Below are 21,401 nucleotides of genomic sequence, written 5' to 3'. Positions count from 1 at the left end.
GCTTCTTTGCCATGCCCATTTTTAGGAATGTCGTGAAAAGGACAGTCTTTTTAGCCTGGCATGCCAGAATTTCCAGTTACTTTATTCCAGATTTAATGATTCCTCCCATCTAATGCCGAGAGCCTATTATAATAGAAAAAATAATACAAAAAAATTATATCCTTATCAACAAAAGTTTTGCAAAAGTTTTTTTTGTGATAAAATATTATTTATTTTGGTATACAGGATTATTTCTTGTTACACCGAATATGAGTAAAAGGGGCAAGAATAGTTAATAAGCTAAAGGGTGATATAAATTTACTGATTGGCTGAAATAATATAGGTAAATATTGCTATGAGGGAGAATATATGTTAATGAAATTTCCGGAATTAAAAATCGGTCATTTGATGCCAAAGTATCCAATTATACAAGGAGGTATGGCTTTGCGGGTATCAACCGCCCCACTTGCCGCCGCGGTGGCTAATGCCGGCGGAATTGGGGTAATTGGTGCTTCCGCCATGTCTATAAATGAATTAAAAAACGAAATAAGAACAGCCCGAAAAAACACCAAGGGAATTATTGGTGTCAATATTATGTTCGCCGTTCGCCAGTTTGCGGCGCTGGTACAATCAGCAATTGAAGAAAAAATTGACCTAATCTTAACCGGAGCGGGATATTCACGGGATATTTTCCGCTGGAGCCAAGAATCGGGCGTCCCGGTCGTCCCGATCGTGTCTTCCCCAAAACTGGCCAGAATCGCGGAAAAACAAGGCGCGGCGGCGGTTGTTGCTGAAGGTGCCGAAGCGGGAGGACATCTTGGTACAACCCGTTCAATTGATGAAATACTCCCCGAAATTGTTTCCGCAGTCAAGATACCTGTAATCGCCGCAGGCGGCATTGTGGACGGTAAAGGTATCGCCAAAGTGATTAGAATGGGAGCCAGTGGAGTTCAAATGGCCACCCGCTTTGTCCTCAGTGTTGAATGCGCGGTAGCTGAGGCTTTCAAGCAAATGTATCTAAAAGCCACGGCAGAAGACGTGGTAATCATATCCAGCCCCGTAGGTATGCCCGGTCGGGCCTTGCGCAACGCTTTTGCGGACAAGATTCTCAAAGGCAACGCGCCGGAGCCGCATGCATGCGATGGTTGTCTAAAAAATTGCTCACAGGAATATTGTATAGTACAAGCCCTGGAGAACTCCCGCATCGGTCAAGTTGATGATGGAGTAGTCTTTGTCGGAAAAAATGTTTATCAAATAAAAAACATTTTACCAGTGCAGACGATTTTTAATAAACTCATCAATGAATACGAACAGGAACCTGACATTCTTGTTTAGAGAGGCGGGAGATATCATTCTTCCCGCCTCTTTCTTATACTATTTTACCTAACGGGACAATAGTCCTATAAAAAATGTATGATGGAACTATTTACTTTAGCAGGCATACATAATATAAATACATCAGCAGGCAAAAAGAATACTTCACGTTTACAAACGATAAATTTGTTTCTGACAATAAACCCATCGTGCGTAAAGGAGTGAAATACTTTGCGGGAAACTGTACAGGTTTACTGTCCCCACACAAAGCAGGAAGTGATTGGTCTGTTAAAGTTCAACCCGAGTATTCACAGTGACAACATCACGCCGGAATATGATTTTATATATTGTACCGGTGAGATTGACAATTGCACCAAGGCGGCGATTAACTGTCCGTTTGCAAAAATTTGCGATTGTAAGCTGCATTAACCGGTGCCGCCAGCAGCTGCTTTATTTTTGTCAGATGTAAATTATATCCTCATCAAATATGGTTAAGGTTTTTAGCCCGTCCGCAGTCACTACAAAAGTATTTTCAATTCCCACCGCCCCGTCTTGGAAAACAAATTTAGGTTCGACGGCCAACACCATTCCTTCTTCCAGCACAGTTTTAACTCCTGCCGCTATCACAGGCAGTTCATCCAGTTCTAAGCCCACACCGTGGCCAATAAACGATACCCGTTCGGGATAACCCATGAAATGTTCGCCATAACCGCTTGCTTCCGCTGTTTCCAGCGCCAAACCATATAGCTCCGCGCAGGTCACCCCCGGCTTAGCCGACATCTTTATGCTCTCCTGGATTTTCCGTGCGGCTGCATAGGCGTGAATTAAGTGGTCGGACAGTTTTCCAATACAGAATATCCTGGTTTGGTCAACAATATATCCGTTATGAACAAACCCGTAATCCACCAGCACAGGTTCGTTTTTACCAATTAGCTTATAACCGGCGCTTTGAGGAAAGGAAGGATCCGGCCCCATGCCGCCGGTTGGCCCGTCGAAGTAACTTGATACGGCAAGGTTCGAGCCTGACATCAAATGGCCGTAGCCAAGTTCCTGGTTAAACCCCCGCAACCTGTGCATACCAATATGTCCCCTTTTCCGGCAAGCCGCTTCAACATTCCCTGCCAGCTCCAGCTCAGTAATACCTTCCCGCATATTTTCCCTGATAAATTCATATATTTCCTGATTCAGCGCCGCGGATTCATTGATTATTTCCAATTCGTACGGTGATTTGACCATACGTAAAGAACGAATATAAGGACTCACATCTATGATTTTCGTTTCTTTAAATAGCTTGCGATAGCGCTCGTATTGAGCGACAGGCAGCACGTCCAGTTCAAAGCCTATAGTGTCAAACGGGCCATACCCGCAGGATTTTAACACCGCTGTCATTTCTTTAGGGCTGTCAAGGTGGACAATGTTCTCCAATGCCGATTCTTCTTTGGCTCGTATAAAACTTCGTTTTACCATCAGAACCGGTTGACCGTCAGCCGGAATAAAAAGGTGTGCACGCTGCATAGTACCGGCAAAATAAAAAACATCAACATTTTGGATGATCATTGCTCCGTCAATACCCTGCCGCTTTAAAATATCCTGGAAGTTCTTAATACGCCGGTCAAGCTCATATTTTGGTGTATACAGCAAAAACAAGTACCCCCTCCTCACAACATATTCCGCAGATATATCATGATCAATTAAAGGATTTACCCGATATCTGGAGAATATTTTCACCACAACTAATTATACCGCTGTTTTAAGGAGATTACCATGAAATATATTATTTTGTTAGGCGATGGCATGGCTGATGAACAGATAAGCGAACTGGGCGGAATGACACCTCTGCAAGCTGCCGTCACGCCAAATATGGATTACCTGGCAGCCAACGGTGTGATCGGTACGGCCAGAACGATCCCGGAGGGACTGCCGCCCGGCAGTGATGTCGCCAACCTTTCCGTAATGGGTTACGACCCCCGGCAATACTACACCGGACGCTCGCCGCTGGAAGCCGTCAGCATGGGTGTCAACCTGGGTGAAAACGATGTGGCTTTTCGCTGTAATCTGGTTACTTTATCCGATAATATTAAATATGAAGAAAAAGTAATGATAGATTATGGCACCGAGATCTCCACACCGGAAGCAAAAGAGCTGATGGAAGAAACAGAGCAACGCCTGAGCAACGACATTATTCACTTTTACCCCGGCGTCAGTTACAGACATCTTTTAGTCTGGAGAGGCGGACCTGAGCGGAGTGACCTTACGGCTCCACACGACATATCAGGCCGGCTTATCGCGGAATACCTTCCCAAAGGCGAAGGATATGAAACATTAATCTGCTTGATGAAAGAGAGCAACAAGTTTTTGCCGGTCCATCCGGTTAATTTAAAAAGAATAAGGAAAGGCCTCCGGCCCGCTACATCTATTTGGTTATGGGGGCAAGGAAAAAAGCCGGCATTGCCTAAATTTACCGATAAATACAGACTCACCGGATCAGTGATTTCCGCCGTTGATGTGATTAAAGGAATTGGTATTTGCGCCGGTCTGGAAGCGGTCGAAGTAGAAGGTGCCACCGGCGACATTCATACCAACTTCCGGGGCAAGGTCATGGCAGCTTTGGAAGAATTGAGGGAAGGAAAAGATTTTGTTTATATTCATGTTGAAGCGCCCGACGAAGCCGGACACCGGGGGGAACTGGCAAATAAGGTCAAAGCCATTGAAGAAGTGGATAAGATGCTGGCCGAGTTGTTAAAAGGGCTTAACCAATTTAAAGATTATAAAATTATGCTCCTGCCCGACCACCATACTCCGATAAGCATACGCACTCATTCCAGCAATCCGGTCCCCTTTGTGATATATGCAAATGGAGTTAATACTAACAGCAAAATCACAGCCTACAATGAAGAAGCCGCGATAAAAAGTGACTTATTTTTGGCCACAGGACCCGAGCTTATGGATTATTTTATCCGCGGTTAAACAGCGCCTTGGGGATGCGTGACGACAGCATAGTACTAAATGGGGAAGATATATATTATGGAGATTAGAGAGAATATCATAATATTGAAATATAAAATTGCATTTAAACAAAATATAAAAACAATACAATTATTTGACTGGCAATAAGATCTAGTATAAAATGGAAAGTATAGATTAAGTAGGAGTGGAGTTGGAATTAATGACTTATGAAGTATATAAACCTAAGACTGAGCAAGATTTAACTATATCTATTTCAAAAAATCACTTGACACTAAACAAAAAGCTTGCTTCAAAGCTGAATATGAGTCATGTCGAGTTGGCATATGATCAGTTAACAAAAACCATCAGAATAAAACCTACTGTTAATGACAAGGGGTTAACTGTCAACAAAAACAAAATAGGCGCCAGAGGTTTTTTAAAGCATTTTAAAATTCAATGTAAAGGCAAGTACTGCACAACTTTTGATGAAAACGAAAATGCTCTTTATATACGTCTGTAGTTTTTTTTAATGAATGGATAAAGTAAATATAAACCCAATATTACAAGGCCAATTAGGGTTAGCTTATTATTCAAATATCCGGCAATAGTTTGATAATTATGTCCAAAAAACATGCCGAGCATTAAATATAAGAATCCCCAGCCGAGCGCAAAGAGCGAATTATAGAAGAGAAAATACCCTATATTAATTCGACTGATACCCGCCATATAAGGAGTAAGGTTGCTTAGTCCAGGCAGGAACCTGCCAAAAATAATAAACGCAGGCGCGGAACGGTCCAACCAGCCCCGGGCTTGTTCAAATTTTTCAGGAGAAATCCGAAGAAACCGGCCGCCGCGCATAAAAAAAGGCTGTCCTAGCTTTCTGCCGATCAAATAAGCCGTTAATGAACCGGCAGTATAACCAGACAGCAGCGTTAACAGAGCGCTAAGAAAATTCATACGGCCCTGGTTGACCATGAAACCTGCCAGAACAACCATTATACCTCCAGGAAAAGGTATGCCCATAGCTTCAATTATGACTCCGGCCAGCAAACCTCCCAAACCAAGCGCGGACAGATAATTAAAAATCAAATCCAACAAAAATATCCCTCCTCCAACACATACTTAGGATGCCCGGAAAAAGGACTTTCTTTCGCAAACTGACGATTAAACCGGCTATCGAGCATTTCAAAGAGACAAAATATTGGCTAAGTGATACATTTCCACATCAATTGTTCTGGTTTGGATCAAGGCATCATCCAGATTAACGGCGTCAATTTCCCCTTTGCTTACACCAACCATCATTTTGGTCGCTCCGTTCATCAACAGTTCCACCGCCTTTGCTCCAAGCCTGCTGGCCAGTATTCTATCCGCGGCGGACGGCGAGCCGCCCCGCTGAAGATGCCCTAAAATGGTTACTTTTGTATCTATTCCTGTACGTTCTTTTATTTTTCGCCCGACATCCAAACCACCGGAAGCACCTTCAGCCACAACGATAATGCTATGCAATTTCCCCCTGCGAAATCCGCGCATGAGTTTTTCACAAATTTCATCGTAACTAAAAGGCAACTCCGGAATCAAAATTGATTCGGCGCCTCCGGCCAATCCCGCCGCAAGGGCAATAAAACCGCTCTGGCGTCCCATTACTTCAACTATGAAGGCACGTTCGTGGGAAGTAGCGGTGTCCCTGATCTTGTTTATCGCCTCAATGGCAGTATTTACCGCGGTATCAAACCCGATAGCCTGCTCTGTGCCGGGAATATCGTTGTCAATCGTCGCGGGAACACCGACGACCGGCAAGCTGTGCTCCAGATGAAAAGACCCGGCGCCCCGGAAAGACCCGTCGCCTCCAATAACTATTAGTCCTTGAATGCCAAAGCGCTTAATATTGTTATATGCTTTAGTCCGGCCTTCCGGAGTAAAAAACTGGTCAGAGCGGGCTGTACGTAAAATCGTTCCGCCTCTTTGCACGATGTCGGCTACCGAACCGAGATTCATCGGCTCCATATCGGCATCAATAAAACCGTTAAAACCACGCTTTATTCCAATAACTTCGAGGCCATGGTAAACAGCTTTGCGTACCACCGCCCTGATGCAGGCATTCATTCCCGGAGCATCACCACCGCTTGTCAACAAGGCGATTCTCTGCATTCGGACTATACCTCCACATAAATGAATATATTACGGATAGCACATAACTACATAACACAATTTATATTTAAATTTATATTTAAATGGAGTTAATAATCTCCAACGCCTCATCAACTTCAGATTCGGGCACAAGGATTTCTATTGAACAAGTATTGCCGGCTTGCTGCGGTCCTATAGCCCTCAGCTTTACTAAAAAACCCTCTACCGTTAAACGCTTCTCTAACTTGTCAGCTTCTCTCTTATTGGGAGCGATGTATACCACTGTCCACACATTAAAGCCTCCTCACATTTTGGCCGTCGTATGGTTAGTTTTTTCTACTCAGCCGGTCAGTATTCCTCTTTTTCTTTAAAAAAGTATACCCAGAGTCTACACCCTGGATATAACTCGCTCATTTAATCACCCGAGCGGATTCGTCCATGCCTGGTCAGCAATTCCACCCGGCCTCTAATTTTTATTGCTGAAGTATGCTCGGTAAACTGCGCGATCATAATTTCACCCTCGTCAAGTTTTTCCGAATGATGAAATTTGGTATCCCTACCCCTGGTCAAACCGATAATCGTTACCCCGTTATCAAGGGCTTTAATTACGACATATTCACCGGTAACAGCATCCCACGCATCCTGCAAAATAACCACTCCCTGAGTTTCCTTTATTTGCAAAGCAATCATAGCATACGTCTTTAAGCTTGGCAAGTATGCTTAAAAAGCAATAAAATCCTCCTCTTGCATCTACTGGTGCGGTATGACATTATAATTCAAGCAGACTGGGGAATTTTCCTTTTTTTCTCGCCGTCGCTTGTTCATTATCCGTCAATTCAAGACCGTCAATTATTCTTCTGACTTCAACACCGGACTGACCCAGCAAATCCACCAGTTTATTCACAACCGGCTTCGATAAGTCAACCCAGTATTCTTCCCCTGCTTTATACACTTTCTTTTCTCTTTCGAGATGAAAAAACACCGGTGATTTTCCCTGATAATTACTCAGAATCATCTGCACCTGGTCCAGCAAAGAGGAGGAGGCGCCGTCAATTATTATATGCACTTCACCAGCCAGATGGCTGTCAACGGTCGAGATCTCTTCACAGATCACTTTAACTTCTTCTCCGTTCCCGCTGACCTTCCCTTTAACCAACACCGCCTCGTCCACTTTAATAATCAGCTTGTTTGAGTTGTACGGCCGCGGGAAAACCAGCACCTCGACCGTTCCGGTCAGATCCTCCAGGGTTAAAAAAGCCATCGTGTCCCCTTTGCGGGTATTTATTTTTTTAAGCCCCGCGATTATACCTCCCAGAACCACCTGGCAATCATCAGGCAAATCGTTTATTTCCGCCGCGGTGGACGTAGTCAGCCGGTTTAGTACTTCGCGGTATTGTGATAACGGGTGGCCGCTGATATAAAGGCCCAGGGTTTCCTTTTCCAGCATTAGCAGCTGGCCTTTTGGGAATTCCGGTATCGCAGGAAGATCAATACTAACTGAATCTTTAGTGCCGTCGCCGAATAGATCCAAGAGGGAAAGCTGCCCGTTTTCCCGGTCGCGTTGAGACTGCTGCGCCAAGCCCAGCCCCGCGTCCACCGCCGCCATCAGCTGAGCCCGGCGGTGGCCGAGAGAATCAAAGGCGCCGCATTTGATCAGGCTTTCAAGCACCCTTTTGTTAATAACTTTTGTATCTAACCTCTGGCAGAAATTTGCGTATCCGCTGAAAGGTCCTTCCTGTTCCCGGTCCCGGATAATCGCCTCCACTGCGCCCGGGCCAACGTTTTTTAGCGCTGCCAGCCCGAAACGTATCTTCTTTCCGACGGGTGTAAAGCTCTCCCTGCTTTCATTAACATCAGGGGGCAGCACTTCAATCCCCAGCCGGCGGGATTCTTCAATATATGCCGCCACCTTGTCCGTGTTATCTTTCACCGAGGTGATCAATGCCGCCATGTATTGAACCGGATAATTAGCCTTCAAATAGGCGGTTTGGTAAGTAACCAGAGCGTATGCCGCGCTGTGTGATTTATTAAAGCCATACCCCGCGAAATATTCCATCAAGTCGAAAACCTGGCCTGCTATGTTCTTTTCGACATCGTTGTTCTCAGCTCCTTGAATAAACTGGGAACGCAGACCGGCAATAATCTCCGGCTTTTTCTTACCCATCGCCCGGCGTAAAAGATCCGCCTCACCAAGACTAAAGCCGGCCAAATCGCTTGCTATGCGCATGACCTGCTCCTGGTAAAGAATCACGCCGTATGTGTCTTTAAGAATGGGTACAAGTTTTGGGTGAAGATATTTAACTTTTGTCAAGCCATGCTTGTTTTTTATAAAATCGTCCACCATGCCGCTGCCCAGCGGGCCGGGACGATATAACGCGTTAATCGCTACAATATCCTCAAACACTTCCGGCTTCAAGTCTCTAAGTATGGCGCGCATGCCGCTGCTTTCAAGCTGGAAAACGCCGACTGCCTCACCTTTGCAAAGCATTTCATAAGTAGCCTGATCATCAAGCGGAATTAAATCAACATCAATATTAATTCCGGTGCTCTCAAAAATCAGGCGCACCGCGTCGCCAATTACCGTCAAGGTCCTCAGCCCCAGCAGGTCCATTTTTAACAGGCCGAGTTCTTCAACCGTTTCTTTGGCAAACTGAGTCGTTACCGGACCGTCGGACGTCTTGTACAAAGGGAGATAATGAGTAAGCGGATCTTGGGTGATCACCACGCCTGCCGCGTGAGTGGACGCGTGCCTCGGCATCCCCTCCAAAGCCGCGGCCATATCAATCAGCTTTTTTACCTCCGGTTTCTGATCATACAGCTCTTTTAATTCAGATACGTCGTTAAGCGCCTTTTCAATGGTGACATGCAGTTCAGCAGGAACCAATTTGGCCACCCTATCCACATCTCCATAGGGCATGCTTAACGCCCGTCCCACATCTCTGACTGCCATCCGCGCGGCCATAGTGCCGAAAGTAATAATCTGCGCTACTCTATCAGCGCCGTATTTCTGCACCACATAATTGATCACCTCGCCCCGCCGCTCGTAACAAAAGTCAATATCAATATCAGGCATGGATACTCGTTCAGGATTAAGAAAGCGCTCAAAAAGCAGCCCGTATTTTAACGGGTCAATATTGGTTATGCCCAGACTGTACGCCACCAGGCTGCCGGCGGCGGAGCCGCGGCCGGGTCCGACCGGGATCCCTTTTTGCCTGGCAAAATGGATAAAATCCCAAACAATCAGGAAATAAGCCGAATAGCCCATCTGTTTGATTACACCGAGCTCAAATTCCAGACGCTTTTTAATTGCTTCGCTTATGTCACCGAAAATTCTGCGGACGCCACGGTAACAAAGCTCCTCCAGGTAAGTGTCGGCAGTGTACCCCTCAGGCACCGCGTAATGCGGCAAAAAATATTTGCCGAAATCCATCTCAATATTGCAGCGACCGGCAATTTCCAGCGTATTCCGCAAAGCCTGGGGAATTTCACCAAAAAGAAGGTTCATTTCTTCAGGGCTTTTTAGGTAAAGCTCTTCCGACTGGAACTTCATCCGGCCGGGATCGTCGATACTTTTACCGGTTTGAATGGCCATCAGCACATCCTGGCTCTCGGCGTCTTCACGCCTGATGTAATGCACATCGTTGGTAGCTACCAGGGGGATATCCATTTCTTTGTGGATACGCAGCAGTTCCTTGTTGGCAGTCCTCTGCTCTTCGAACCCATGGTCCTGAAGCTCCAGGTAAAAATTTTGGGGGCCGAAGATTTCCCGGTAATAACCGGCCGCCTGCCTGGCCTTTTCATTCTCCCCGGCCAGGATTTTAGCGGCCACCTCTCCGGCGATACAACCGCTCAAAGCGATGAGCCCCTTACTGTAGCGGGCCAGTGATTCCTTGTCCACTCTCGGCTTATAATAAAACCCTTTGGTAAAACCCAAGGAAACTAGATTCAATAAGTTATGATAGCCCTCTTGGTTTTCAGCGAGAAGGACTAAATGGTTGTAGCTGTCATCAACGCGCGGAGTGCGGTCGTTCATGGTACGCGGCGCGACATAGACCTCGCAGCCCAGGATGGGCTTAATTTCAGCCTTCTGGCACGCTTTGTAAAAATCTATCACCCCGTACATCACCCCGTGATCGGTAATAGCCAGGGCGGGCATGCCCATCTCCTTGGCCTTCGCCACAGCCCCCTTGATCCGGGCCGCACCGTCTAATAGACTATATTCCGAATGAAGATGCAAATGGATAAACAAATTTCACCGTCATCTCTTTCTTTACAGTCGAATTTTTTTATTTACTTTCCCAAGTATCTGGGATTCAAAATATTTCGGGACAAACACCATTCCTTATTCTGACTCCTGTCTCCGGCTATTACTTTAACCCTTTAAAACCTTGCTGTCTTAGTGCCTCGTACAATACTACCGCGACCGAGTTGCCAAGATTGAGAGATCTGGCTTCACCGATCATGGGGATGCGAATTTGACTTTCCGGATATGCGTTGAGGATTTCCGCCGAAAGCCCCTTTGTTTCCTTGCCAAAGACCAACGCGGAATCCGGCTCATAAGAAACTTCGGTATAATAACGCGGCGCCTTCGTGGTAGACAGGTAAAACCTCCGGTCGCGGCAGTTTGCGGTAAACTCCTCAAAGCTGTCGTAATAAAAGATATCCACCAGATGCCAGTAATCCAGACCGGCACGTTTCAAGTACTTGTCTTCTGTCGAAAACCCCAGCGGACGGACAAGATGTAAAGCAGTCCCCGTCGCGGCGCAGGTCCGGGCTATATTGCCCGTGTTGGCCGGTATTTCCGGCTCCACCAGCACTATATGCAAGAGCGTTCCTCCTTTGGCTGATACTGACAGAATTCCGCCAAACAGCAGTTGCCGCAAGACGGCTTCCTTGCCGTACAAACTTTCCGGCCGTGGGCGATCAAGCGATGGTGTGCCGCCATACGCTGCCGAGGCGGAATATGAACGGCCAGTTCTTCCTCCACCTTGGCGGGATTGCCTGCTCTTGACAAACCCAGGCGACGGGCGATACGGTGGACATGAGTGTCCACCGGCAGCGCGCTCCCCCCGTAAATCACCCCTGATATTACTCCAGCGGTTTTACTCCCCACTCCAGGGAGCGACTCTAGTTCACTTCTGCTCCGCGGTACTGAGCCGCCATAACGTTTTACCAGTTCACGGGAAGCTTCTATAATATACCTGCTTTTATGGCGGTATAGTCCGCATCCTTTGATTTCCTCCGCGAGTTCTCCGGGAGACAACGCCGCGAATTCCTGCGGCGTGTTATATTTACTGAACAGCCTGGCGGTAACCCGGTTTACCTGCTTGTCAGTACATTGAGCGGATAGGATAACAGCTACCATTAACTCAAAAGGTGTTTTATAAACCAAAGCGGTACCCGCGTCAGGATAAACTTCTGCCAGGATATCCAAGATCTTATTAATTTTATCTTTTTTTTTCATCGCGCAAACCTTTTCCAGTAAGCTTTTGCTAAAATTCCACCCTGCTTAATGTCACTGCTGCTGATTTTTCCCCAATAAAAGCCCGTGAGCGATTTTAATGCATCTATTCATCACTACTAACACATTTTCTTTATTCGCCTGTTCAGCCGCATCTATATTGGACACGCCCAACTGCATCCAAATAGCCTTCGGTTTTAATAAAAGCGCTTCCTGCACAATCGCGGGCACATCTTCGCTGCGCCTGAAGATATTCACAATTTCCACATTTCCAGGCACATCCTTTAGAGAAGGATATGGTTTTTCACCAAGCACATCATTCTTTAAAGAAGGGTTGACAGGAATGATCCGGTAGCCGTGCTCCTGCAAGTATTTAGCTACTTTGTAACTGTCCCGCTCCGGTTTATCGGATAAGCCAACTACAGCAATACAGCGGCTATTCTTTAACAGTTCTTTAATTTCTTTTTCAATTGAGTTGAAAGGCAAAAAACAGCCCCCCCCTTGATTTTTAATGTCGCCAAGACTTTGGCACAAGCTCTGCAACAATTGCCATTGCTTATGCTAAATTGTAATTTAAAAATTATTTTAAGCTTTAAAGATCGTAAATAAACCTTTTTCATCCGGGTAATAATAAAAAAAGCTTTCAGATTAATTTTATAATGTTACAAAGCTTTTGCAAGGCTTATTATTTTTAATGGGGGGACAAAAATCAATGAATGTTTTGTTTCCATTGCTTTTTTTAGTTGTAATACTGGCAGCGGCAGTTATTTTTTTATGGCCATTAAGACGCAGCCGCAGCGTCAAAAAAAATGAATATGAAAACCCGTCGCCTCCTTTGTTTAATGAGGAGTTTGCCGAAGGGTTGAGTCTACCACCGGCTGATTTATCCGCGCAGCAACTCCAGTGTCTACCGGAGCCTGAACTGCCTCATTATTACGGTATAGACAGGATGGTTCTTCTCGCACGCGATCCGCACTGGCTTTTTGCTTATTGGGAGCTCACCGCAACCAAACAAGATGAATTTGCTAATCATTACGGGCTGGAGGCATGGTCGACAACACACCCGGTTTTAAGAGTATATGATATAACAGGTATCGACTTCAACGGTAAAAACGCGCTCGGCTATACAGACATCCATATTAGTGAAAGCACAGATAACTGGTACGTTCAGGTGGGGGAACCAGACCGTTCATTCTGCGTGGACCTGGGCAGAATGTTTCCGGACGGCCGTTTTATTACTTTATTGAGATCCAACGCTGTCACCACTCCGCGGGCTTCTCTTTCCGATCGCCTGGACGAAGAATGGATGTGGATTGAAGGTCTGTACCGTACTATCGGCAAGTTTCAATTTGGCGTCGGTTCACCAATGATTGTCGAAGAACTGGCCATGCGCTCGGCTGGCTTACCCCTTGGCATAAGCTCACCGGGTTTTAAACAGGAAAAATAAAATAAAAAAACTATTTCATGTACGAATATCGTTAAATGTGAAAGGAGCATATCAATGCCCAGAGGTTATCTTTGTTTAGTATTGCACGCGCACCTGCCTTTTGTACGCCACCCTGAACATGAAAATTTCTTGGAGGAAAAATGGCTTTACGAAGCTATCACAGAAACATATATTCCATTAATTCAAGTTTTTGAACGACTTATTGAAGATAATGTCAAGTTCAGGGTAACCCTAACTCTATCTCCAACCCTAATCTCAATGTTTACAGACCCGCTCCTCCAGGAGCGTTATGTTCGGCATTTAGAAAAACTTATCGAACTGGCGGATAAAGAGGAAGGCCGCACATACGGCGGCCCCTTCCACGAGACCGCGCTAATGTACAAAAAACGCTTCCACGAGGCTATGTTTACTTTTTGTGACCGCTATAACCGCAATTTAGTTACTGCTTTTAAAAATTTCCAAGACCAAGGAAGAATTGAAATCATCACCTGCGCGGCCACGCACGGCTATTTGCCGTTTATGATGATTTATCCGGAGGCGATCAGGGGCCAGATCAAAACCGCCGTTGACTTGCACACCCGCCATTTGGGCCGGCCGCCGGCGGGAGTCTGGCTGCCTGAATGCGCTTTTGCTCCCGGCCTTGACGAAATATTAAAAGAATGCGGCTTAAAATTCTTCTTCACCGACTCGCACGGGGTGCTCTACGCTTCACACAGACCGCGTTTTGGTATTTTCGCGCCGATATATTGTCCGTCCGGAGTTGCCGCCTTCGGCAGGGATATTGAATCATCCAAACAAGTCTGGAGCACTCAGGAGGGCTACCCCGGCGACTTTGACTACCGCGAATTCTACCGGGACATTGGCTTCGACCTCGGACTTGATTATATTGGCCCTTACATCCACCCGGACGGGATCAGGGTTCACACCGGCATTAAATATTACAAAATTACCGGCAAGGTGGATTTAAGTCAAAAACAGCCTTATAATCCCAGGCAGGCTGATGAAAAAGCAGCTTTACACGCGGGCAACTTTATGTTTAACCGTCAGCATCAAATATACCACCTATCCAATTTGATGGACAGGCCGCCCATCATTGTAGCGCCTTACGACGCCGAGCTTTTTGGGCACTGGTGGTTTGAAGGGCCTAAATGGCTCGATTATCTCATCCGTAAAACAGCCTTCGATCAGGATGTCGTTGAAATGGCCACGCCAAGCGACTACCTGCGGAATTTTCCCTGCAATCAGGTGGCCACACCTTGTTCTTCCAGCTGGGGCAACAAAGGCTATCACGAAGTATGGCTGTGCGGTTCCAATGATTGGATCTACCGGCACTTGCACATGGCGTCCGAAATGATGATATCACTCGCCAGTCAACACAGCAATGCCGGAGGGTTGTACCGGCGGGCGTTAAATCAGGCGGCCCGCGAACTTCTTCTGGCGCAAAGCAGCGATTGGGCCTTCATCATGAGTACCGGGACCATGGTTGAATATGCCGTCAAACGCACCAAAAATCACTTGTTGAATTTTTTCCGGCTGCAAAAAGAAATTAAGGGTAATTATATTGACGAAGGATACCTTGGCAACCTGGAATACAGAAACAATATTTTCCCGGACCTTGATTATAGCTGGTACACCAACACAAACGAGCTTCCCAAAGCTGCTTCATTATAAAAAGTAAACGGCACAGGTTATAGGATTCGCCATACCCTTCCGTGCCGTTTACCTAGATTCATTTTGATTTTGTTACAGTGTTGCCACATACCCTTCCGTACCGTTCACCCGGATTTTCTGTCCGTTTTTGATTAGCTTCGTGGCGTTTTCCACGCCCACAACTGCCGGAATGCCGTATTCCCGCGCAATAACGGCGCCATGGGTCATCAGTCCCCCAACTTCGGTTACCAAACCTTTGATGGATACAAACAGCGGGGTCCAACTGGGATCAGTGAACGCGGTGACCAGAATATCATTTTCTTCCATATGAGCGTCTTCCATTTTTAAAACGACCCGCGCGTACCCTTCAATGACACCGGTTGAAACCGGTACGCCCGCCAAGGCACCCTGGGGGATATTGCTGGTGTCATATTCACCGGATATCACTTCGCCCTCGGATGTAATCATCCGGGGCGGGGTCAGTTTTTCATATGTCTCGTACGCCTCTTTTCTGCTGTTAATAATGTGGTAATCCAGCTTATTGGTGCGGACAACTTCCCGGAGTTCCTGATAGGTAAGATAATAGATATCCTCCTCTTTTCTAATGACACTCTTTCGCACCAGCAAATCAGCCTCCTTCAGCAGGGCCTGTTTATAAATATGGTAGCGTTGAATGAAAGTGTATTTGGGATATTCCCGGTAGCCGATGAGATTGCGCAAAATGCTAATCATCCGCTTTGACTTTTTAACCTTTTGTCTGCCGCCGGGCAGCCGCTCCAGGCGTCTTAACAGGTCCCGCTCCTTAAGCTCTGCTTCCAGCCGTCCCTTCTCGAAAATAACCCTATGAGCATCAGGCGCAAAGTTTTTGATATTGCTGAGAATCATAGGCACAAGCGCGGTCGGCCGCTCACTCCAGCGCGGCCTGGTGATATCGATCTCTCCGGAACAGCGCATGCCGTATTTATCAAGAAAATCCCGCATGGAGCCACTGACAGCATCGCCGCCTTCCAGTGAGGCCAAATCCTCAAAAAAGGTCTTGTCATGGGCATGATGAAAATATTCCATCACTGCGGGATATTGCCGGACTGCATCAGCTACATCCAATAAGGCCAACCCCATTTCGGACGTGACATTGTTGGCTACCGATTGGGAAAGGGTGTCGGCTGCACTTTTTTCACCCAGCCACTTTTCCATTTTCTTATTGATCCAGTTTGCGGCATATAACCCGACCATAATTACAGCCAGGCTTCGTGCATTATACATAACTTTCTTTAGTTCCTTGTGATCCTCTATAATAAAGGCAAACAGTTCATCTCCAGACAGGCCTGCGATCCTGCGCCGCAGCTCTCTGATAGACGCCTCATGGCGAGACATTAGCGTTTGCACTACGGCCGGGTCGTTTTGGCGGTAGATCTTTATAGCCTGAATGGGTAGCGCCCAGGAGAAATACTCTGTACCCATCCTGATGTATCTCTTTCCGCGCGCCAATGATTTTATATAATCCTTCCGCTTCATTAGACTCAAGATAGCGTTATGCGTAAGAGGGTCGTTTCTGCCCATAGTGCTGAGCACTATTTTTCGCCCCAGGGGAGAAGCCAAATCATGGGCCAGATCGAAGAACAGCCTTCCGCCGGCCTGACCCAGGGGGACCTCATCAGACCCCAATAACTGAAAAAAAGAAATACCTAATGGTTTTATGGCTTCCGTCATCATCTGCTGGTGGCCCAGAGACATAAACACATGGTTTTTCTCATCGTTCACTTCCGGTATGGGGTATAAGGTGGTGATGGGGCGGCTCTGCACAATATAGAACTCATGTCCGGATGAAAGGGGACGGACCTCATTTGGGAGACTGGCTCCGGGGCCGGAGGAATGTCCCCGGCTAATGCACCATTCAATGTCCTGCGGGCAGGCAAAATAGGCCTCGATCCTTCGGCCCAGCTCTTCAAGCTGCAAAATCTGCTCATCGGTCAGCGTCTGCCTGTTCTGCTGTTCGGCGTCGATCTCCCGTTCCTCAATGCCGCCTTCTTTTAACGCATAGACGGCCAGTTTCTTGCTGGATATTTTCTTATTCACGATCCTGCCTTCCCGCACTTTGTAGATATCGGCATTCACCAAGCCGGAGACCAGCGCCTCGCCAAGCCCGAAGCTGGCGTCGATGGACAGCACCTTCCTGTTTGATGTGACAGGATCGGCGGTAAACATAATCCCCGCCGCCTCTGGGAAAACCATGCGCTGGATGACCACAGCCAGATAGACCTTGCGGTGCTCGAAGCCGTTTTGCATGCGGTAGATCACTGCCCGGTCGGTAAACAGCGAGGCCCAGCACTTGCTGATATGCTGCAGGATGGCATCTTTTCCTTTGATATTTAAATAGGTGTCCTGCTGCCCGGCAAAGGAGGCCAGGGGCAGGTCCTCGGCCGTGGCGCTGGAACGTACGGCATAGGCGTTTTTTCCCCCAAGCTTTAAGAGATGGCGCGCGACCTCTTCTTCTATATCCTTTGCAATGGATATCCTTTCGATAACCCCGCGAATCTTTCCGCTGATTTCAGTAATTCTTTCCCGATCTTCCAACTTTATTAACGACAGTTGCTCCAGCAGTGCATGAAACTCCTCGTTATGCCCAATTATTCTTTTATACGCTTCGGTGGTGACACAAAAGCCTTCCGGCACCCTTATTCCCTCAATCCTGGATAGTTCCCCCAGATTGGCGCCTTTACCTCCGGCCACTATGAGCTTTGTTTTATCGATCTCCTGAAAATCAAGCACATATGGATTCATACACATTTACCACCCTATTATTAGATGTCCGAATCAATCAGGTAATCATATTCTTCCACCCTTAAACTCCAGCAATTCCTTCCTTAGATTATTTTGACGACAAATGCCAAAATAAAAAAGGCGCGGTATACATACGCATCCTGCGCCTCGATTTGACAGGGAATACTAGAAATCCCTAATTAAACCCATCCATAACCATAATAATATTTAATCTACTAATCTACGAAAACAACCTCAACCCGGTCAAGGTATGTCATCAATTCATCAATCAGATTGTTTATTTCCGCCGCATCCTTATTCTTTGCGGCTTGTTCTATGGAGGCTCCTAAATCAGTGACGGCGTCAAAGCCATAGCCGCCGCCAACTCCTTTCATACTGTGGCCTAAAATCCGGATGGTCTCATAATCCCCCTTTTCTAAAGCCTCCTTTATAGATTTGCAGTCTTTCTGCCTGTTCTCCAGAAAAACTGGAATAATTTCAGCAAGGTCCTTATCCACACGCACAATAATCTTTTTATTAAATTCATTATTCAAGGTCTTTTATTTCCTTTCATATTTTATATATGCTCCCCGGTAAATTTATGGCACAGCACCCGGCAGTTCTTTCCAAAGATCTGCTTATACCTGCGGCATGCCTGTTCATTCGGGTTGATTACCACTATCTCACGCTCTTTATTTATTATGTTAAGCGCCCTTTTTATCGTCGTTATTATTGAAGTATCAGCCGGAGCAAGCGAATAACCGACAAAAACCAACCGGTCGGACAGGCTTATGGACTTTACCGCGCAATCCCAAACATTCTGCAATCTGCTGATATTATAAGATTTATAAAGAGTCGGAGCAATAATTATTGCCTGAGAACTATCACTCCCGCAGTTCAGGCAGGCAATTGAATACTTGTCTTTGAAGAGGAGGTGCGCAACTTTTTCATTATGTTCGGAAATTTCTCCGCAAAGGGGACAAAATGACCAGTTCAAGGAACCGTGCAGCTTGTAGAGAGGTATTTTCCGGCAATGATCCATGTGATTCAGATGGTTGCCATAGAAACCGTATTCCGGTTCATAACCGGTGGCTCGGATGGCATTGTCAAGAACAATATCGTAATTAAGAGAGATGAAAGTCGGGATCTCTTCCCCACCCCTGATTACCTCAGCCACAAAAGACTGATGCATGCCGTTGTATGAGGGAAGTGACTTGTCAAGAGTCATGCTGATTAATTTTACCAAAGCCGTTTTCAGTTCATGCAACCGCGCTCTCGGAAACCTGATTGAAAACGCCTGGTTTTGCAGCAGGGACCAGTCAACAATATTGAATATTTCTTCCAAGCCGGGAAAATCTTCAAGTTCACCGGAATGGCTTAGTACCTCCCCGGAACCATTAAAATGCTCAAGAAACTCCCAAACAACATCCAGCTCAGTACTATAATGCTCTTCCTTAAAAAACTTAAAGGCTATTTTGAGAAAATCGTGCAGCACCGGCGCGCCCTCCGCGGCCGACGCTCCCGCTCCAAAAACGTAAACAGTATTCACAAGAAATCTCCTAAATAATAAATGATATTTAATGATATATTCATTATAACCCATAATTGCCGAATTTGTGCCACGGAGTGAAATCTCATATTCTAACTCAGTTCAATTGAATCCGTTGCAATATATTTGTTCAGGACAGTCATGAAAGAATCTCGTGAATAGCCTGGCCCGGGATTGGTGCACTTATGTGGAGTAATATCATCATTTAACAGAAAACCATGCAGGATCTTTCACACAATTGTAGAATAAATATCTGCGAGGTGATCCCATGCAAAGTAAAAACACTCATGCGACATATGAAGCAATTCTTGACGCTTCTAACGATGCTCTAGTTGCGGTAAACAAAACCTGCATGGTTACTTTATTCAATCAGGCGGCTGAGAAAACCACCGGCTTAAAGGCGGCCGACGTGCTGGGCAAACCGTTGGCAGACGATTTTCCGGTTCCCGCCCTGCCACAAATGCTGCAGACCGTGCTGCAAACAGGCACTGCCGAGCTTAACCACCAATTGCGGAGCGGAGATCTCACCATTGTTGCAAGCTTTATCCCACTGAAAGACAGGCAAGGAAAAATAACCGGCGCGGCAGCAATCATGGGCGATATCACTTCATTAAGAAGCCTGGAGAGGCAGGTTGCAGAATTAAAAGAAACAAGGTCCCTGCTGGAAGCCATTCTTTACGCGACTGAAGACGCTATAACAGTGGTCAACGAAAAAGGAAACGGTATTTTAATCAACCCCGCCTACACGAAAATTACCGGTCTCACGGAGGCGGACGTGATCAACAAACCTGCTTCGGTAGCGGTGACCGAAGGGGAAAGCATGCACCTGAAGGTGCTGCAAACCAGGCAGCTGGTGCGCGGGGTCAGGCTTAAAATGGGGCCGATGAAAAAAGAAGTCGTGGTAAACGTAGCTCCAATAATTATGGACGGCATACTGCGGGGAAGTGTCGGGGTAATACATGATATTACGGAAATAATGCACTTGTCGGAAGAATTGGCTAATGTCAAAAAATTAATCCGGCGCTTGCAGGCCAAATATACTTTTGACGACATTATTGGCAATAGTGAGCCGATTCAGGCGGCCATAGCCCAGGCCAGACACGCTTCCGACACTCCCGCCACCGTGCTTTTGCGGGGAGAGAGCGGCACCGGCAAAGAGTTATTCGCCCATGCCATTCACAATGTCAGCGGCAGAAGCAAGGGACCTTTTGTCAGGGTCAACTGCGTGGCAATTGCCGAGTCATTGTTGGAAAGCGAGTTGTTCGGATACGAAGAAGGGGCTTTCACCGGGGCTATCCGGGGCGGTAAAAAGGGTTACTTTGAGGATGCAAGCGACGGCACGATTTTTCTTGATGAAATCGGTGATATGAACCTCGCTTTGCAGGCAAAAATTCTCAGAGTGCTGCAGGAAAAAGAGATCATCAGGGTGGGCGGCACCAGGCCGATACCTGTAAACGTACGGATAATCGCCGCTACCAACGCTAATCTGGAACAGAGGATCAGCGAAGGTACTTTTCGTGAAGATTTGTATTACCGGCTGAATGTTGTGCCGATTTTCGTGCCGCCGCTCAGGGTCCGCAAAGATGATATACCCTTATTGACAACCCACCTGGTTAAAAAACTTGAACATGAGTATAAACGAAAAATCTCTAAAATATCCCCGGCTGTTTTCAAAATACTGATGAATTACGATTGGCCGGGCAATATTAGAGAACTCGAAAATATGGTGGGAAGAACAATCATCAAAATGGATAAAAACGAAGAAATTATTTTATCGAGACATGTTCCGGAATTCATTATCAAAAGAACGTCTATGCAGCGTTCAACAGCAGACAACCGTTTTCCCAAACCGGCAACAGAGATCCATTGGGAAGGAAGCCTCGGCAACATGCTGGATATGACCGAAAAAAATATTTTGCTGGAAACCCTGCAAAGGACTAACGGCAATAAAACAAAAGCCGCCAACCTGCTCGGTATTGCCGTCAGGAGTTTGTATTACAAAATGGAAAAACACGGGTTGGCTTAAATCATCACTTCCTTAAACAAGCGCCACTCCAAATTGCTGAAAAATACTCATGCATGACTAATTAATTTGCAACTGCCTGCAATTATTGCAGGCAGTTTTTTTCATTTTCCTACCTCCCACTGAGATAATCATAAACACAGAT

19 protein-coding genes are annotated in these 21,401 nt (G+C 46.4%); 7 read left to right on the top strand and 12 right to left on the bottom strand.

Annotated elements, in window-relative coordinates; all coding sequences use genetic code 11:
* Positions 1-354: 354 nt before the first annotated feature.
* Entirely contained in the window at positions 355-1,314 is a 960-nt protein-coding gene (locus L9W92_RS12575) for an NAD(P)H-dependent flavin oxidoreductase (RefSeq protein ID WP_240084105.1), read from the top strand.
* A 210-nt stretch (positions 1,315-1,524) separates the two neighbouring features.
* Positions 1,525-1,722, top strand: a complete 198-nt coding sequence (locus tag L9W92_RS12570) for a hypothetical protein (protein WP_240084101.1) — start codon at positions 1,525-1,527, stop codon at positions 1,720-1,722.
* Between the two features lie 30 nt (positions 1,723-1,752).
* Here the strand turns inward: L9W92_RS12570 and L9W92_RS12565 are convergent, their stop codons facing one another.
* Complete coding sequence (locus L9W92_RS12565) at positions 1,753-2,934, bottom strand: M24 family metallopeptidase (protein WP_240084100.1); 1,182 nt, start codon at positions 2,932-2,934, stop codon at positions 1,753-1,755.
* Between the two features lie 123 nt (positions 2,935-3,057).
* On the opposite strand from L9W92_RS12565, the gene L9W92_RS12560 reads away from it, so the two are divergent.
* Both L9W92_RS12560 and L9W92_RS12555 read left to right on the top strand, forming a co-directional pair.
* A complete protein-coding gene (locus tag L9W92_RS12560) occupies positions 3,058-4,260 on the top strand; it encodes a cofactor-independent phosphoglycerate mutase (RefSeq protein WP_240084099.1) in 1,203 nt (400 codons plus the stop codon).
* 199 nt (positions 4,261-4,459) lie between these two features.
* Positions 4,460-4,759, top strand: coding sequence for a hypothetical protein (locus L9W92_RS12555; protein WP_240084098.1), 300 nt, complete (start codon positions 4,460-4,462; stop codon positions 4,757-4,759).
* On the opposite strand, the gene L9W92_RS12550 is transcribed toward L9W92_RS12555, so the two are convergent.
* The 8 genes from L9W92_RS12550 to L9W92_RS12515 form a co-directional block, all read right to left on the bottom strand.
* Positions 4,744-5,337, bottom strand: a complete 594-nt coding sequence (locus tag L9W92_RS12550) for a DedA family protein (RefSeq protein WP_240084097.1) — start codon at positions 5,335-5,337, stop codon at positions 4,744-4,746. The genes L9W92_RS12555 and L9W92_RS12550 overlap by 16 nt on opposite strands.
* 87 nt (positions 5,338-5,424) lie before the next feature.
* Positions 5,425-6,387, bottom strand: coding sequence for a 6-phosphofructokinase (gene pfkA / locus L9W92_RS12545; protein WP_240084096.1), 963 nt, complete (start codon positions 6,385-6,387; stop codon positions 5,425-5,427).
* 79 nt (positions 6,388-6,466) lie between these two features.
* On the bottom strand, positions 6,467-6,658 hold the full coding sequence (locus L9W92_RS12540) for a glutamate decarboxylase (protein ID WP_240084095.1): 192 nt from the start codon (positions 6,656-6,658) through the stop codon (positions 6,467-6,469).
* Between the two features lie 122 nt (positions 6,659-6,780).
* On the bottom strand, positions 6,781-7,056 hold the full coding sequence (mtrB, locus tag L9W92_RS12535; protein ID WP_376741810.1) for a trp RNA-binding attenuation protein MtrB: 276 nt from the start codon (positions 7,054-7,056) through the stop codon (positions 6,781-6,783).
* 79 nt (positions 7,057-7,135) lie between these two features.
* Complete coding sequence (locus L9W92_RS12530; protein ID WP_240084094.1) at positions 7,136-10,615, bottom strand: DNA polymerase III subunit alpha; 3,480 nt, start codon at positions 10,613-10,615, stop codon at positions 7,136-7,138.
* A gap of 118 nt (positions 10,616-10,733) precedes the next feature.
* Positions 10,734-11,192: a tRNA (uridine(34)/cytosine(34)/5-carboxymethylaminomethyluridine(34)-2'-O)-methyltransferase TrmL gene (gene trmL, locus L9W92_RS12525; RefSeq protein ID WP_240084093.1), complete on the bottom strand. Its 459-nt coding sequence runs from the start codon at positions 11,190-11,192 to the stop codon at positions 10,734-10,736.
* The gene (gene nth / locus L9W92_RS12520; RefSeq protein ID WP_240084092.1) at positions 11,183-11,830 is read right to left on the bottom strand and encodes an endonuclease III; all 648 of its coding nucleotides are present in this window, start codon (positions 11,828-11,830) and stop codon (positions 11,183-11,185) included. The genes trmL and nth overlap by 10 nt, the downstream gene beginning before the upstream one ends.
* Before the next feature lie 51 nt (positions 11,831-11,881).
* Positions 11,882-12,313, bottom strand: coding sequence for a CoA-binding protein (locus L9W92_RS12515; protein ID WP_240084091.1), 432 nt, complete (start codon positions 12,311-12,313; stop codon positions 11,882-11,884).
* Between the two features lie 226 nt (positions 12,314-12,539).
* On the opposite strand from L9W92_RS12515, the gene L9W92_RS12510 reads away from it, so the two are divergent.
* Entirely contained in the window at positions 12,540-13,274 is a 735-nt protein-coding gene (locus tag L9W92_RS12510) for a DUF4912 domain-containing protein (RefSeq protein ID WP_240084090.1), read from the top strand.
* 54 nt (positions 13,275-13,328) lie between these two features.
* On the top strand, positions 13,329-14,945 hold the full coding sequence (locus L9W92_RS12505) for a glycoside hydrolase family 57 protein (protein WP_240084089.1): 1,617 nt from the start codon (positions 13,329-13,331) through the stop codon (positions 14,943-14,945).
* Positions 14,946-15,017: 72 nt separating this feature from the next.
* Here the strand turns inward: L9W92_RS12505 and ppsA are convergent, their stop codons facing one another.
* The 3 genes from ppsA to L9W92_RS19185 all read right to left on the bottom strand — a co-directional run bounded on the left by ppsA (position 15,018) and on the right by L9W92_RS19185 (position 19,233).
* Positions 15,018-17,705, bottom strand: a complete 2,688-nt coding sequence (gene ppsA, locus L9W92_RS12500; protein ID WP_240084088.1) for a phosphoenolpyruvate synthase — start codon at positions 17,703-17,705, stop codon at positions 15,018-15,020.
* A gap of 215 nt (positions 17,706-17,920) precedes the next feature.
* Positions 17,921-18,238: an Hpt domain-containing protein gene (locus L9W92_RS12495; protein ID WP_240084087.1), complete on the bottom strand. Its 318-nt coding sequence runs from the start codon at positions 18,236-18,238 to the stop codon at positions 17,921-17,923.
* Positions 18,239-18,261: 23 nt separating this feature from the next.
* On the bottom strand, positions 18,262-19,233 hold the full coding sequence (locus L9W92_RS19185; protein WP_240084086.1) for an SIR2 family protein: 972 nt from the start codon (positions 19,231-19,233) through the stop codon (positions 18,262-18,264).
* A gap of 268 nt (positions 19,234-19,501) precedes the next feature.
* Between L9W92_RS19185 and L9W92_RS12485 the strand changes: the two genes are divergently transcribed.
* Positions 19,502-21,259: a sigma-54 interaction domain-containing protein gene (locus tag L9W92_RS12485; RefSeq protein ID WP_240084085.1), complete on the top strand. Its 1,758-nt coding sequence runs from the start codon at positions 19,502-19,504 to the stop codon at positions 21,257-21,259.
* The last annotated feature ends 142 nt before the right edge of the window (positions 21,260-21,401 follow it).

It is taken from the genome of Pelotomaculum terephthalicicum JT, assembly GCF_022410535.1.
Lineage (GTDB): Bacteria > Bacillota > Desulfotomaculia > Desulfotomaculales > Pelotomaculaceae > Pelotomaculum_D > Pelotomaculum_D terephthalicicum.
This window is presented reverse-complemented; position numbering and strand designations above follow the sequence as displayed.